The following is a 13,301-nucleotide window of genomic DNA, read 5'->3' as shown; positions in this document are numbered from 1 at the left end:
TGATGGCGAATTTCTTTATCGATCGCCCAATTTTCGCCTGGGTGTTAGCTATCATTTTGTGCCTCACCGGCACGCTGGCAATTCTTTCGCTGCCCGTAGAGCAGTATCCCGATCTGGCCCCGCCTAACGTGCGGATCACAGCCAACTACCCCGGTGCCTCCGCACAGACGCTGGAGAATACCGTGACCCAGGTTATTGAGCAGAACATGACCGGGCTAGATAACCTGATGTACATGTCCTCGCAAAGCAGCGCCACCGGGCAGGCGACGGTGACCCTCAGTTTTACGGCGGGCACCGATCCCGACGAAGCAGTGCAGCAGGTGCAAAATCAGCTTCAGTCGGCAATGCGCAAGCTGCCTCAGGCGGTACAGAACCAGGGTGTAACGGTACGCAAAACCGGTGATACCAATATCTTAACCATCGCCTTCGTCTCAACGGACGGCTCAATGGATAAGCAGGATATTGCCGATTATGTCGCGAGTAACATTCAGGACCCGCTTAGCCGGGTTAACGGCGTGGGCGACATCGACGCCTACGGCTCACAGTATTCGATGCGCATCTGGCTTGATCCGGCCCGTCTGAACAGCGTTCAGCTGACGGCGAAGGACGTGACCGATGCCATTGAGGCACAGAACGCGCAGATCGCCGTTGGTCAATTGGGCGGCACCCCGTCGGTGGATAAGCAGGCGCTGAACGCCACCATCAACGCCCAGTCGCTGTTAGAGACCCCAGAGCAGTTTCGGAATATCACCCTGCGGGTCAACCAGGACGGATCCGAGGTACGCCTCGGCGACGTCGCCCAGGTCGAGATGGGCGCGGAGAAGTATGACTACCTGAGCCGCTTCAACGGCAAGCCAGCGTCGGGCCTCGGCGTTAAGCTGGCCTCCGGGGCTAACGAGATGGAGACGGCGAACCTGGTGCTCAACCGGCTCGACGAGCTGGCGCACTTCTTCCCGCACGGCCTGGAGTACAAGGTGGCCTACGAGACCACCTCCTTCGTTAAGGCCTCGATTATCGACGTGGTGAAGACGCTGCTGGAGGCTATTGCCCTGGTCTTCCTGGTGATGTACCTCTTTCTGCAGAACTTCCGCGCCACCCTCATTCCAACCATTGCCGTGCCGGTAGTGCTGCTCGGCACCTTCGCCGTGCTCTACGCCTTCGGCTACAGCATCAATACCCTGACCATGTTTGCTATGGTGCTCGCCATCGGCCTACTGGTGGATGATGCCATCGTGGTGGTAGAGAACGTTGAGCGCATCATGAGCGAGGAGGGTCTCTCTCCGCGCCAGGCCACGCGCAAATCCATGGGCCAGATCCAGGGGGCGCTGGTGGGCATTGCGATGGTGCTCTCCGCGGTGTTTGTGCCGATGGCCTTCTTCGGCGGCACCACCGGGGCGATCTACCGCCAGTTCTCGATCACCATCGTCGCGGCGATGGTGCTGTCGGTGCTGGTAGCGATGATCCTCACCCCAGCGCTGTGCGCGACCCTGCTCAAGCCAGTGCACAAAGGCGAGCAGCACGGGCAGACGGGCTTTTTCGGCTGGTTTAACCGTATGTTTAACCGCAGCGCGGTGCGCTATGAGTCCGGCGTCGCGAAGATCCTCCATCGCAGCCTGCGCTGGATGCTGATTTATGCCCTGCTCCTCGGCGGCATGGTCTTTCTCTTCCTGCGCCTGCCCACCTCGTTTCTGCCGCAGGAGGATCGCGGCATGTTCACCACCTCGGTGCAGTTGCCCAGCGGCGCTACCCAGCAGCAGACGCTGAAGGTGGTGGAGAAGGTCGAGAACTATTTCGCCACCCATGAAAAAGATAACGTGACGTCGGTCTTCGCCACCATCGGCTCCGGGCCGGGCGGCAACGGCCAGAACGTGGCCCGCATGTTTGTTCGTCTGAAAGACTGGGACGACCGCGATCCGACCACCGGCAGCTCGTTCGCCATTATTGACCGTGCCACCAAAGCATTTCGTGATATCAACGAGGCGCGGGTCTTCGCCAGCAGCCCACCGGCCATCAGCGGCCTCGGTAGCTCGGCCGGGTTTGATATGGAGCTACAGGATCACGCCGGAGCCGGGCATGACGCCCTGATGGCCGCGCGCGACAAGTTATTGGAGCTGGCCGGGCGCGATCCGTCTCTGGCCCGCGTACGCCATAACGGCCTGGACGACAGTCCGCAGCTACAGATCGATATCGATCAGCACAAGGCGCAGGCGCTCGGCGTCTCTATCGACGATATCAACGACACGCTGCAAACGGCCTGGGGCTCCAGCTACGTCAATGACTTTATGGATCGCGGCCGCGTGAAGAAGGTCTACGTTCAGGCAGCAGCGAAGTACCGCATGCTGCCGGATGACATTAACCTGTGGTACGTGCGCAATAACGCAGGCGGCATGGTGCCCTTCTCCGCCTTTGCCACCTCCCGCTGGGAGACCGGCTCTCCGCGCCTGGAGCGTTACAACGGCTACTCCGCCGTAGAGATCGTCGGCGAAGCCGCCACCGGGGTCAGTACCGGTACCGCTATGGACATTATGGAGGATCTGGTGCGCCAGCTCCCTGGCAGCTTTGGCCTTGAGTGGACCGCCATGTCCTACCAGGAGCGGCTCTCCGGCGCGCAGGCTCCGGCGCTGTACGCCATCTCCCTGCTGGTAGTCTTCCTCTGCCTGGCGGCGCTCTATGAGAGTTGGTCGGTACCCTTCTCGGTGATGCTGGTGGTGCCGCTGGGGGTGATCGGTGCTTTGCTGGCAACCTGGATGCGCGGTCTGGAGAACGACGTCTACTTCCAGGTGGGGCTGCTCACCGTGATTGGGCTATCGGCGAAAAACGCCATTCTGATTGTCGAGTTTGCCAATGAGATGAATGCCAAAGGCCAGGATCTGCTTTCGGCAACGCTCCACGCCTGCCACCAGCGTCTACGGCCGATCCTGATGACCTCGCTGGCATTTATCTTTGGCGTCCTGCCGATGGCCACCAGCAGCGGCGCAGGCTCCGGCAGCCAGCATGCGGTGGGGACCGGTGTGATGGGCGGGATGATCTCGGCCACCGTGCTGGCCATCTTCTTTGTACCGCTGTTCTTTGTGCTGGTGCGTCAGCGCTTCCCGTTAAAAGAGCGTCAGGAAGATTGAACAAAAAAAAGGCGGCCCACAGTGGCCGCCTCGCTGTTGCGTGATATTGTTCACGCTTTTGTTATATTAGTGCTTCTTTCTTAGTGCGTATCCGGAATTATTTACGAAGCATGCCTTCGATAAAGTCTTTCCAGTTCCCCAGTTCATGTTCAATCATAACAACCTCATCTAATTATTATGGGTATTCTACAAAAAATCGCCATTGCTGTGAAGAGACGCTAAATCAATTGCTATGATTGGCCACCTCCGCGGTATTTGTTGGGCTTGAATAGACTATGACGCAACGACATGTAAGAAAATGTGACATATAGCAACATTCCTAAAAACGGGCAGCGAAACGTTTCGCGAGCGTGACGCACTTCGCAAGTTTGTACATTTGCAGGGTCAATGTTGCAGAATAATTGCAGAGCAATAATCAGAGCATATATTGCGCAACACACAATTTAATTAGCAGACAAATATATTAAGGCCTGCCCGCCGACTATTTTCTCTCATAGATTGTCATTATTCAAAATAGATGAGTACTAAACCTAAACTAAAACAAAATGCTTCACCCTCGCGGCGGAACGGGTAATACTCTCTCTTTACCTGCTTACAAAGTGAAATTTTATGAATAACATTTCATCAGACGCGCTGCCAGTGATGTATGGCATCAAGAACTGCGACACCGTTAAAAAGGCGCGCCGCTGGCTTGACGCACAGCAGATAGCCTACCGCTTCCACGACTACCGGGCCGACGGGCTGGATGCGGCACTGCTCGACACCTTTATTGCTGAGCTGGGATGGGAAGCGCTGCTGAACACCCGGGGCACCACCTGGCGCAAGCTGGACGACGCGCGGCGGGAAAGCATCCAAAATGCCCCGGCGGCGGCGGCGCTGATGCTCGAAATGCCTGCAATTATCAAACGCCCATTGCTCTGCGCGCCCGGTAAGCCTATGCTGCTTGGTTTCACAGAAACCAGCTACGAGCGCTATTTTAACGAGGTGTAGTCTATGTCATGCCCGGTTATTGAGCTGACCCAACAGCTTATTCGCCGCCCTTCTCTTAGTCCCGACGACGCAGGATGCCAGGCGTTAATGATTGAACGCCTGCGTGCTATCGGCTTTACCGTTGAACGGATGGATTTTGGCGACACGCAAAACTTCTGGGCATGGCGCGGCCAGGGCGAGACGCTGGCGTTTGCCGGTCACACCGACGTGGTTCCCGCTGGCGACGCTGACCGCTGGATCAATCCGCCGTTTGAACCCACCATTCGCGACGGGATGCTGTTTGGTCGCGGCGCGGCCGACATGAAAGGCTCCCTGGCGGCGATGGTGGTGGCTGCGGAACGCTTCGTGGCCCGGCATCCGAATCATAAGGGTCGTCTGGCCTTCCTGATCACCTCCGACGAAGAGGCCAGTGCCACGCACGGTACGGTGAAGGTCGTGGAGGCGCTGATGGCCCGCAACGAACGTCTTGACTACTGCCTGGTGGGCGAACCCTCCAGTACTGAAGTGGTGGGTGACGTGGTGAAGAACGGACGTCGCGGCTCGATGACCTGCAACCTGACCATTCACGGCGTGCAGGGCCACGTGGCCTATCCGCACCTGGCGGATAACCCGGTCCACCGCGCTGCGCCGATGCTTAACGAGCTGGTGGCTATTGAGTGGGATCGCGGTAACGAATTTTTCCCGCCGACCAGCATGCAGATCGCCAATATCCAGGCCGGTACCGGGAGTAACAACGTGATCCCCGGCGACTTGAAGGTGCAGTTTAACTTCCGCTTCAGCACCGAGCTCACCGACGAGATGATCAAAGCTCGCGTCGCTGCGTTGCTGGATAAATATCAGTTGCGCTACAGCGTGGAGTGGTGGATCTCCGGCCAACCGTTCCTCACCTCACGCGGCAAGCTCGTGGATGCGGTGGTGAAGTCGATTGCGCACTATAATGAAATTGAACCGCAGCTGTTAACCACGGGCGGGACCTCGGACGGGCGGTTTATTGCGCGGATGGGGGCTCAGGTGGTGGAACTGGGGCCGGTGAATGCGACCATTCATAAAATCAACGAATGCGTAAACGCCGCCGATCTGCAGCTGCTGGCCCGTATGTATCAACGCATTATGGAACGGCTCGTTGCATAATAGGCGTTTCTGAATGAGGACATGAGCATGGAATGGCTGGCTAAATACTGGTGGATTCTGTTACTGGTTTTCCTGGTGGGCGTGCTGCTGAACGTTATTAAAGACCTCAAGCGCGTTGACCATAAAAAATTTCTCGCCAACAAGCCCGATCTGCCCCCGCATCGCGACTTTAACGATAAGTGGGACGACGAAGACGACTGGCCGAAAAAAAAGTAGTCGGCTTTGATTACGCCGGGCGGCGTTACCGCTTGCCCGGCCTACCACGCTACATAAACTCCACAATATCGTCGTCGTTGAACCTGCCTCCGCTCTGCGCCTCATCAAAATAGTGCTTCGGCACGGTATAGCTCAGACGGTCCAGCGCCAGCTGCATACTCTCATGGCTGATGCCGTGTCCCACATCATCAATGATATCCAGCGTTACATCGCCCCCGGCCTGTAACAGCGCCTCCTGGGCGGCAACGGCATGCGTCAGCTCAATCACGCGATCCTCCCCGCCGTGGATCAGGTGGATTGTTACCGCCGCGCTGATAGTCGCTGGCAGGCTGGCAAAGCGACCGCTAAAGGCGATCACCCGCGACGCCAGAGTAGGCTGAGCTTTAACCCCCTCCAGAGCCATGATCGCCCCCTGCGAGAAGCCGATCAGCGCCGTGGCCTGCGGCCCCAGTCCACTTTCTTTTTGCCAGTAACGTACCGCTTCAATAAAGGCGGGCATGGTGGCGTCCACGCGTTCCTGACGGTTCTCCTCGGTGACGCCCTGCACGGAGAACCACTGCCGCGCGGGAGCCGGACCGCAGGGTTCAACCCCACCAACGCTGACGATCAGCGCCTCCGGAAAGCGAGCGGTGAAACCGGTGCCAACCTGCCCCATGGCGACAGGATTATCGCCAACGCCGTGAAACAGCAGCAGCAGCTGGCTGGCAGGTTTGTCCGGACGTTGTACTACATGGTAATCGTGTTCCATGGCGGTCTCCTTATAGCGTTGAGGTAAGTTTACGCCGCACGGTGGCGATGACCATGCCATTTAACTGAATGAGTTAGTTAAAAAAATTGCAGCTCTGCTATCTGCTGCTGGCTCTGCGCTGTCAGGTCCGCATCCAGAGAAGCCAGCGCCGCTGCCGTCTCGTGTCGTTGAGCCGCCAGCAGCGCCTTGCGTCCAGCCAGCCGGAGGCGGTGACAGGCCTGGGCCTCATTCAAACCCTGCTCCAGCTGGCTGCGCAGCGCCGCCAGCGGCAGGTTGCTGTGCATCAGCAGACGGCTGAGCGCCCCTATCGCTGCCGAAAGTGGGCGATGGGCAAAAGCGAAGCCCGCCAGCTCGTGCCAGTCATCACTATTAAGGGTAGTCGGCTCCCCCGGCGGCAGAGGTAACTTTTCCTCACGCCAGGGAGCCAGCCAGGGTAGATCCCTCGCCAGCCTGCGCTGCTCCGTCGCCACCAGCGCCTTAGCTGCAGGGGTGAGCGGCAGGAGAGCCATCGCCGTGTAACAGCCGCTGCTGGCTTCGCGATGGCTGCCGAGACGCACTAGCTGAAAACCGCAGCGCTGCCAGAAGCGCCACAGCTCACGGGTGTAGCCGAAGCTCACCGACAGATAGTCGTAGCCTGCGCTGTGGGCGTGCGCTTCGGCGATCAGCCGCTGACCGATGCCCTCCCGCTGCCGCGAAGGGTGAACGGCAATACGGCTGATACGACATCCCACCAGCGTGGCCGCCAGCGGGCTAGCCCCGTGCGCCGCCAGCGACTGAGCGACAAGATTGCCGCGCGGCCGTCGGAAGCCCGCCCACACCGCCTGGCTAAGCTCGGGTGAGAGTCCCCCCTCCTCCACCAGCCACAACGCGGCGATGGGCTGCTCGTTGGCAAACGCCTGCCAGAAATGCTGCCCTGGGGCATCCATCATCCGCCGCAGATCGAGAGGCGAGGTTCGGTAGTGGGCGCTGGTCAGCAGACGGTAGAGCGCGGCGGGCTGCGCTGGCGAGGTTAGCCAGGTATCCTGCGTCAAAGGAAAAATACGGTATTCAGAGCCCGAAGCCGAACCGGGAAGGGCATCATCAAACAGCAGCAGGTCACTGATGAAGGCCTCAAGCGGGCAGCCGCTGGCCCAGCGCAGCGGCGTGCTGAGGCTACGGTGCTGCAAGCGATCCAGCCCGGCGCAGAGCTTCAGCAAAAAGCCCTGCCCTGTTCCCTCGTAGCCCTGCACGGTCGTCGTAAGCAGAACCCGGCTGAATCCGGCGATCAGCTGGCGCAGCAGCGGGCCAGGTATTGCCGCCGCCTCATCCACGATCAGCCAGTCAGGAAAAAGCGTATCTCCGTCAGCGAGCCGCTGGAGCAGCGCATCCGGCGGCACAAAAGTTACCTCCTCTCCGGCAAACTGTGCCAGCACGTCGGTAGCGGCGCGGGTGGGCGCGGTCACGATAGCATTGCCGTGCAAATGACGCAGATGCATTCCCGCCAGCGCTGATTTGCCGCGTCCGCGCGGGGCAGTTACCACCATGACGCCGGGCGACATAGCCTGTAGTTCAGCGAGAATTGCGGCCTGCTCCCGCTCTGGCGCACCGTTGGCCGGGTGCCACGCCGGGCGCGGGGCAAACTCAGGAAGCGTGAGCAGTTGCCCCTGCTGCCAGAGAATGGCCTCGCCGTGGGTCTGTAGCGTACGGCAGAAGTGACTAATAAAACGTGGGGTAGCGATAGGCAGAGCGGTATCACTCCAGCGACAGGCGTCGACGTCGGGCGTCTCTGCCCAGCGGGAAAGCACGGGCGTCAGCAGGATCAGCCAGCCTCCTGCCCGCAGCGTACCGCCGAGAGCCGCAAAGGCGGCAACGTCAAAGCCGCGGCGAGCATCAAAGACGGCATGGCTGAACTCGCGGCCCAGCAGCGTAGTGAGGGCCCGAGGATGGCAGTAGTCTGCCGCCAGAGCGGCATCCTGCTCGTCACCCACCCATAGCGCCGCCTGGGGCGCTATCAGGTCAGCGGCCTGCTGCTGGCACCACGTCTCTTCCCCGCTAATAACCAGCAGGCGACGGATGCCCTCGCGCGCCATCTGCACACTCAGGGCAATCAAACGCTCCATGTCACCTTTCCCGAAAATGAAGCCTTACAGCGTTTTGCCAAAGGTATTGCACTGGGCAACATCACCCGTGTCGAAGCCGCGCTTAAACCAGGTGTAACGCTGCTCGGAGGTGCCGTGGGTAAAGCTATCCGGCACTACCCGGCCCTGGCTCTGCTGCTGAAGACGGTCGTCACCGATCGCTTCGGCGGCGTTCAGCCCCTCCTGCAGATCGCCCTCCTCCATCACGCCCTGCTGCTGCATGCTGCGGCCCCAGACGCCAGCAAAGCAGTCCGCCTGCAACTCCATCATCACCGACAGGCGGTTAACTTCTACCTGGGAGGCGTTTTGCTGCAGCTGGCGCACCTTCGGCTCGATACCCAGCAGCTTCTGCACGTGGTGACCGACCTCGTGGGCAATGACATAGCCCTGAGCGAAGTCGCCCGCCGCGCCGAGCTTGCTCTTCATCTCATCGTAGAAAGAGAGATCGATATAGACTTTGCTGTCCGCCGGGCAGTAGAACGGCCCCATGACCGACTGGCCAGTACCGCAGCCGGTCTGGGTATAGTTACGGTACATCACCAGAGTCGGCTGCTGATAGGTACGGCCCATTTTCTCAAACAGCTGGGTCCACGTCTCTTCGGTGGTGGCAAAAATGACGCGGGTAAACTTCGCCGCTTCATTCTCCTGAGGCGTGGCTACCTGCTGGGTACCCGGCTGGGACATCGGCTGCCCGGTGAGCAGCCCGGTTAAATCCACGCCGTAGTAGCCGCCGATCACCACAATCACCAGCAAGATAATCCCACCCTTGCCCCGGGGCAAACGCAGCCCACGGCCGCCCAGCGGGCTACCTGATTCGCTACGCCTGTCTTCAACGTTATTACTTTCGCGACGCCCTTGCCAACGCATAATCACCTCAAAGATATTTTAATAAATATGATTGATCGTAGGCGGTTAAAGGCAGGATTACCATAAGAAAGGTGCTGTAACAGGCCGGAGGAGTGGGGAACGCCTCCGGCTAACAGTGAAAGAGTGAAATTAATCCAGTTTCACGCCGAGACGGTGGGCCACGGCTTCATAGGCTTCGATCACGCCGCCAAGGCTCTGACGGAAGCGGTCTTTATCCATTTTATCCATGGTCTCTTTGTCCCACAGGCGGCTGCCGTCCGGGGAGAACTCGTCGCCCAGCACCACCTCGCCGTTGAACAAACCAAACTCCAGCTTGAAGTCTACCAGGATCAGACCGGCATCATCAAACAGCTTGGTCAGCACATCGTTGGCCTTGTAGGTCAGCTCTTTCATGCGCGCCAGGTTTTTCTGATTCACCCAGCCGAAGGTTTCGCAGTAGGAGTCGTTAACCATCGGATCGTGCATTTCATCGTTTTTCAGGAACAGATCGAACAGAGGCGGATTGAGGATCATCCCCTCCTCAATGCCCAGACGCTTCACCAGCGAGCCCGCTGCACGGTTACGGATAACGCACTCCACCGGCACCATCTCCAGCTTCTTCACCAGGCACTCGGTATCGGAGAGCAGCTGCTCCATCTGTGTTGGGATGCCCGCCTCTTCCAGCTTGCTCATAATGAAGTGGTTGAACTTGTTGTTCACCATGCCTTTACGATCGAACTGTTCAATGCGCGCGCCATCCCCTGCTGACGTATCATTGCGGAATTCGAGCACCAACAGGTCGGGGTTTTCCGTGCTGTATACGGTCTTCGCTTTGCCACGATACAACTCAGCTTGCTTTTGCATCTTTGTTACTCCAGGTTCCAGGTGTGATGATTTGAAGTCTAACTGCGGCCATTATCCGCTACGCACACGTTTGCGTCTACCCTGATAAAAAAGGCCGGAGTAATCCGGCCTGATTTTTTTACTTAAATGCAGCTTCGAAAACGGCCACCAGCGCATCGTTTTGCGCCTGGGTCAGGGTGTGCCCTTTCGGATCGATAAACTGCAGGCTGCTGCGGTTATCGAGATCGCCTATCTGTAACTTGTAGTCACCGGAGGTCAGACCCGGATCGCGCGCGCCCAGTGCCAGCCAGTCGCTGTCTGAGAGCGGCTTGTAGGTTACCGCCATGCTGCCGGTTGAGCGCGTGGAGTCGGTTACCTTCATACCCACTTTCTCAAGGGTCGCAGGCAGGCGCTGCCAGACCACGTTAAACGGCCCACGGACTACGAGCATCGGCAGACCGGTATCGTCGGCACCGCTCTGTACGTCGAGGGTGGCGGCGGAGCGGTTCTGCGCGGCGTTCTGTGACGCAGTGGCGGTTTTATCCAGCCCGGCGGAGATCGCGTTCAGCATTTCGGTGCTGTAGCGCTGCAGCGAGGCGGTATCGGCCACCGGCTTGCCCGCCTGCTCCAGGTTCATCAGCTTGACGATAACCGCCTGCTGATAGCCCTGAGGCTTAACCGAGATTTGATAACGGCCACGGTACTGCTGATCTTCGTCGAGGCGGTTCCAGTCAACCCAACCGGTGGTCAGGGTCTGCGCGGCATCGTCACGTTTATCAATCGCGTAGTTGTTGCCCTGAACCGTGCTTACCACCTGTGGCCACAGCGTGCTACGGTTGCCGTTCTCCACCAGCAGCGTTGCGGTATCACCGGTAAACTGGGTGCGGGCACCCGTTACCAGCGCCAGCGGCTGGGCCGGTGGGCGGATATCCAGCGCTTTACCAACGGCACCGCTGCCGTTGGTGACTGGAATGTTGTAGTCACCGTTCTGCACTGGCAGGATCATGCCAGCAGGCGCATGAAGTTCACCAAGCGGCGCGGCATCCAGATAGGATTCATCACCGCTAACCTGGCGCTTGTAGCGCGAGTCCGAATTACAGGCAGCGAGCAGCATAACAAGCGAAACACTCGCTACCTTCACCAGGCGCGACTTCTGTACTGAGTAAGCCATCAAATCTCCCTAAACTTTACAGCAAACCGGCGTGCTTAAGCGCAGCGGTAACAGCCTCACGACCGTGGTCGGTAATCGGCGTCATCGGCAGACGCAGCGTGTCGGTCGCCACAAGCCCCAACTCCTTACATGCCCATTTCACTGGGATAGGATTGGGTTCGACAAATAGTTTGTTGTGTAACGGCATCAGACGCTGGTTAATCACCCGCGCTTCGCTAAACTGCCCTTCGGCAGCCAGACGGCACATCTCTGCCATGTCGCGTGCGGCCACGTTAGAGGTCACAGAGATCACACCGTGACCGCCAAGCTGCATAAAGTCCAGCCCGGTGGCATCATCACCGCTCAGAAGACCAAAGTCATCTGAAACCAGCTCTTTGATCTGATGAACACGACTTAAGTTCCCGGTCGCCTCTTTGATTGCGACAATATTGTTCACTTTCGCCAGGCGACCCACGGTTTCAGGCAGCATATCGCAACCGGTACGCGAAGGTACATTATACAGAATTTGCGGCAGATCAGTGTGTTCCGCGATGGCTTTAAAATGCTGGAACAGCCCTTCCTGCGTTGGACGGTTGTAGTAAGGCGTTACCGTCAGGCAGCCTACTACGCCGCTGCCGTTGAAGCGCTCGGTAAGGCCGATGGCCTCGGCGGTAGCATTTGCACCGGTGCCTGCGATAATCGGGATGCGCCCATCGGCCAGTTCAAGCGTCAGCATCACGACGTCACCATGTTCCTCATGGCTCAGCGTGGCGGACTCACCGGTCGTGCCTACCGATACAATCGCCGAGGTTCCGCTGGCGACATGATAATCAATCAGTTTCTTCAGGCTTGACCGGCAGACATTACCTTTCTCATCCATCGGTGTAACAAGCGCGACAATACTTCCCGTGAACATGGGCCATCCTCTGTGCAAACAAGATTCTCAATGGTACGTTTGGTGCTGTAATAAAAGCAAGCGACGCGAGGCGTTCCGGCGGTTGTATGCCGGTTTTTTTTATGCTTTCCTTAGGATTACCGAAACCGTTAGCGAAGCATCTATAGGAAGAACAGGTTTGACCCCTTCATCACAACATTATCTGGTTATTACCGCGCTAGGTGTCGACAGGCCTGGTATCGTCAACACGATCACCCGTCACGTGAGCAGCTGCGGCTGTAATATTGAAGATAGCCGGCTGGCGATGCTCGGGGAAGAGTTCACCTTTATCATGCTGCTTTCCGGGTCATGGAACGCCATTACCCTGATTGAATCCACGCTGCCGCTGAAGGGCGCTGAGCTGGATCTGCTGATCGTGATGAAACGCACCACCGCGCGGCCCGGCGCGGCGCTGCCCGCCACGGTGTGGGTGCAGGTTGAGGTAGCGGACTCCCCGCACCTGATCGAGCGCTTTACCGCCCTGTTCGATGCCCATCAGATGAATATTGCCGAGCTGGTCTCTCGCACCCAGCCTGCCCAAGCCGGTGCGGCCGCCCAGCTCTTTATTCAGATCACGGCTCATAGCCCGGCGCTGGAAGATGCGGCAAAAATTGAACAAGCTTTCAAAGTACTATGTACAGAATTAAATGCACAGGGCAGTATAAATGTCGTCAACTATTCCCAGAACGATGAACAGGATGGAGTGAAGTGATGAATCCACTGAAAGCCGGTGATACCGCACCGAAATTTAGCTTGCCGGATCAAGACGGAGAACAAGTTAATTTGGCCGACTTCCAGGGACAGCGTGTATTGGTCTATTTCTACCCGAAAGCCATGACCCCAGGCTGTACCGTTCAGGCCTGCGGCCTACGCGATAACATGGACGATTTGAAGAAAAAAGGTGTGGAAGTGCTGGGTATCAGCACCGACAAGCCAGAAAAGCTCTCCCGCTTTGCTGAAAAAGAGCTGCTGAACTTTACCCTGCTGTCCGATGAAGACCATCAGGTCTGCGAGCAGTTTGGCGTCTGGGGTGAGAAGTCGTTTATGGGCAAAACCTACGACGGCATTCACCGCATCAGCTTTTTGATTGGCGCTGACGGGGTCGTTGAGCATGTGTTCAACGATTTCAAAACCAGCAACCACCACGATATTGTGCTGGGTTGGTTGCAGGAAAAGGCGTAATTTCCGCCCGGCGGCGCTACGCTTG

Annotated in this window: 13 protein-coding genes; 6 read left to right on the top strand and 7 right to left on the bottom strand. The window is 58.3% G+C overall.

The annotated features are described in order from the left end of the window. Positions 1-2: 2 nt before the first annotated feature. A complete protein-coding gene (acrD, locus tag FN633_RS13110) occupies positions 3-3,119 on the top strand; it encodes a multidrug efflux RND transporter permease AcrD (RefSeq protein ID WP_154057997.1) in 3,117 nt (1,038 codons plus the stop codon). Between the two features lie 97 nt (positions 3,120-3,216). On the opposite strand, the gene ypfM is transcribed toward acrD, so the two are convergent. Continuing rightward, positions 3,217-3,276, bottom strand: coding sequence for a protein YpfM (gene ypfM, locus FN633_RS13105; RefSeq protein WP_100181659.1), 60 nt, complete (start codon positions 3,274-3,276; stop codon positions 3,217-3,219). A gap of 476 nt (positions 3,277-3,752) precedes the next feature. Between ypfM and FN633_RS13100 the strand changes: the two genes are divergently transcribed. Genes FN633_RS13100 through FN633_RS13090 form a run of 3 tightly spaced genes read left to right on the top strand, consistent with a single transcriptional unit; the run spans position 3,753 to position 5,456 of the window. Continuing rightward, complete coding sequence (locus FN633_RS13100; protein WP_154058936.1) at positions 3,753-4,109, top strand: ArsC family reductase; 357 nt, start codon at positions 3,753-3,755, stop codon at positions 4,107-4,109. A gap of 3 nt (positions 4,110-4,112) precedes the next feature. Next, complete coding sequence (gene dapE / locus FN633_RS13095) at positions 4,113-5,240, top strand: succinyl-diaminopimelate desuccinylase (RefSeq protein ID WP_154057996.1); 1,128 nt, start codon at positions 4,113-4,115, stop codon at positions 5,238-5,240. Positions 5,241-5,267: 27 nt separating this feature from the next. Then, positions 5,268-5,456, top strand: a complete 189-nt coding sequence (locus FN633_RS13090; protein ID WP_042389360.1) for a YpfN family protein — start codon at positions 5,268-5,270, stop codon at positions 5,454-5,456. 49 nt (positions 5,457-5,505) lie between these two features. On the opposite strand, the gene ypfH is transcribed toward FN633_RS13090, so the two are convergent. The 6 genes from ypfH to dapA all read right to left on the bottom strand — a co-directional run bounded on the left by ypfH (position 5,506) and on the right by dapA (position 12,076). Further along, positions 5,506-6,204 (bottom strand): esterase, encoded by a 699-nt coding sequence (ypfH, locus tag FN633_RS13085; RefSeq protein ID WP_154057995.1) that lies wholly within the window; start codon positions 6,202-6,204, stop codon positions 5,506-5,508. A gap of 77 nt (positions 6,205-6,281) precedes the next feature. After that, entirely contained in the window at positions 6,282-8,303 is a 2,022-nt protein-coding gene (locus FN633_RS13080) for a tRNA(Met) cytidine acetyltransferase TmcA (RefSeq protein ID WP_154057994.1), read from the bottom strand. Between the two features lie 24 nt (positions 8,304-8,327). Then, entirely contained in the window at positions 8,328-9,188 is an 861-nt protein-coding gene (gene ypfJ, locus FN633_RS13075) for a KPN_02809 family neutral zinc metallopeptidase (RefSeq protein ID WP_154057993.1), read from the bottom strand. Positions 9,189-9,317: 129 nt separating this feature from the next. Continuing rightward, a complete protein-coding gene (purC, locus tag FN633_RS13070; RefSeq protein WP_103818897.1) occupies positions 9,318-10,031 on the bottom strand; it encodes a phosphoribosylaminoimidazolesuccinocarboxamide synthase in 714 nt (237 codons plus the stop codon). Positions 10,032-10,149: 118 nt separating this feature from the next. Continuing rightward, positions 10,150-11,181, bottom strand: a complete 1,032-nt coding sequence (gene bamC, locus FN633_RS13065; protein WP_154057992.1) for an outer membrane protein assembly factor BamC — start codon at positions 11,179-11,181, stop codon at positions 10,150-10,152. Positions 11,182-11,197: 16 nt separating this feature from the next. Further along, positions 11,198-12,076: a 4-hydroxy-tetrahydrodipicolinate synthase gene (dapA, locus tag FN633_RS13060; RefSeq protein WP_042389345.1), complete on the bottom strand. Its 879-nt coding sequence runs from the start codon at positions 12,074-12,076 to the stop codon at positions 11,198-11,200. Positions 12,077-12,233: 157 nt separating this feature from the next. On the opposite strand from dapA, the gene FN633_RS13055 reads away from it, so the two are divergent. Further along, positions 12,234-12,806, top strand: coding sequence for a glycine cleavage system transcriptional repressor (locus FN633_RS13055; protein ID WP_042389343.1), 573 nt, complete (start codon positions 12,234-12,236; stop codon positions 12,804-12,806). Further along, positions 12,806-13,276 (top strand): thioredoxin-dependent thiol peroxidase, encoded by a 471-nt coding sequence (gene bcp, locus FN633_RS13050; protein WP_154057991.1) that lies wholly within the window; start codon positions 12,806-12,808, stop codon positions 13,274-13,276. Before FN633_RS13055 ends, bcp begins: the two co-directional genes overlap by 1 nt. The last annotated feature ends 25 nt before the right edge of the window (positions 13,277-13,301 follow it).

It is taken from the genome of Pseudescherichia vulneris (assembly GCF_902164725.1).
GTDB lineage: Bacteria > Pseudomonadota > Gammaproteobacteria > Enterobacterales > Enterobacteriaceae > Pseudescherichia > Pseudescherichia vulneris.
The sequence above is the reverse complement of the archived record's forward strand: the minus strand, read 5'-3'. Positions and strand labels throughout refer to the sequence as shown.

What these genes read in the sequence shown, in the direction of transcription:
- acrD (WP_154057997.1), top strand. Translation starts at nt 3, where the DNA reads ATGGCGAATTTCTTTATCGATCGCCCAATTTTCGCCTGGGTGTTAGCT.
- bamC (WP_154057992.1), bottom strand. Translation starts at nt 11,181, where the DNA reads ATGGCTTACTCAGTACAGAAGTCGCGCCTGGTGAAGGTAGCGAGTGTT.
- ypfH (WP_154057995.1), bottom strand. Translation starts at nt 6,204, where the DNA reads ATGGAACACGATTACCATGTAGTACAACGTCCGGACAAACCTGCCAGC.
- ypfJ (WP_154057993.1), bottom strand. Translation starts at nt 9,188, where the DNA reads ATGCGTTGGCAAGGGCGTCGCGAAAGTAATAACGTTGAAGACAGGCGT.
- bcp (WP_154057991.1), top strand. Translation starts at nt 12,806, where the DNA reads ATGAATCCACTGAAAGCCGGTGATACCGCACCGAAATTTAGCTTGCCG.
- FN633_RS13080 (WP_154057994.1), bottom strand. Translation starts at nt 8,303, where the DNA reads ATGGAGCGTTTGATTGCCCTGAGTGTGCAGATGGCGCGCGAGGGCATC.
- dapE (WP_154057996.1), top strand. Translation starts at nt 4,113, where the DNA reads ATGTCATGCCCGGTTATTGAGCTGACCCAACAGCTTATTCGCCGCCCT.
- purC (WP_103818897.1), bottom strand. Translation starts at nt 10,031, where the DNA reads ATGCAAAAGCAAGCTGAGTTGTATCGTGGCAAAGCGAAGACCGTATAC.
- dapA (WP_042389345.1), bottom strand. Translation starts at nt 12,076, where the DNA reads ATGTTCACGGGAAGTATTGTCGCGCTTGTTACACCGATGGATGAGAAA.
- FN633_RS13090 (WP_042389360.1), top strand. Translation starts at nt 5,268, where the DNA reads ATGGAATGGCTGGCTAAATACTGGTGGATTCTGTTACTGGTTTTCCTG.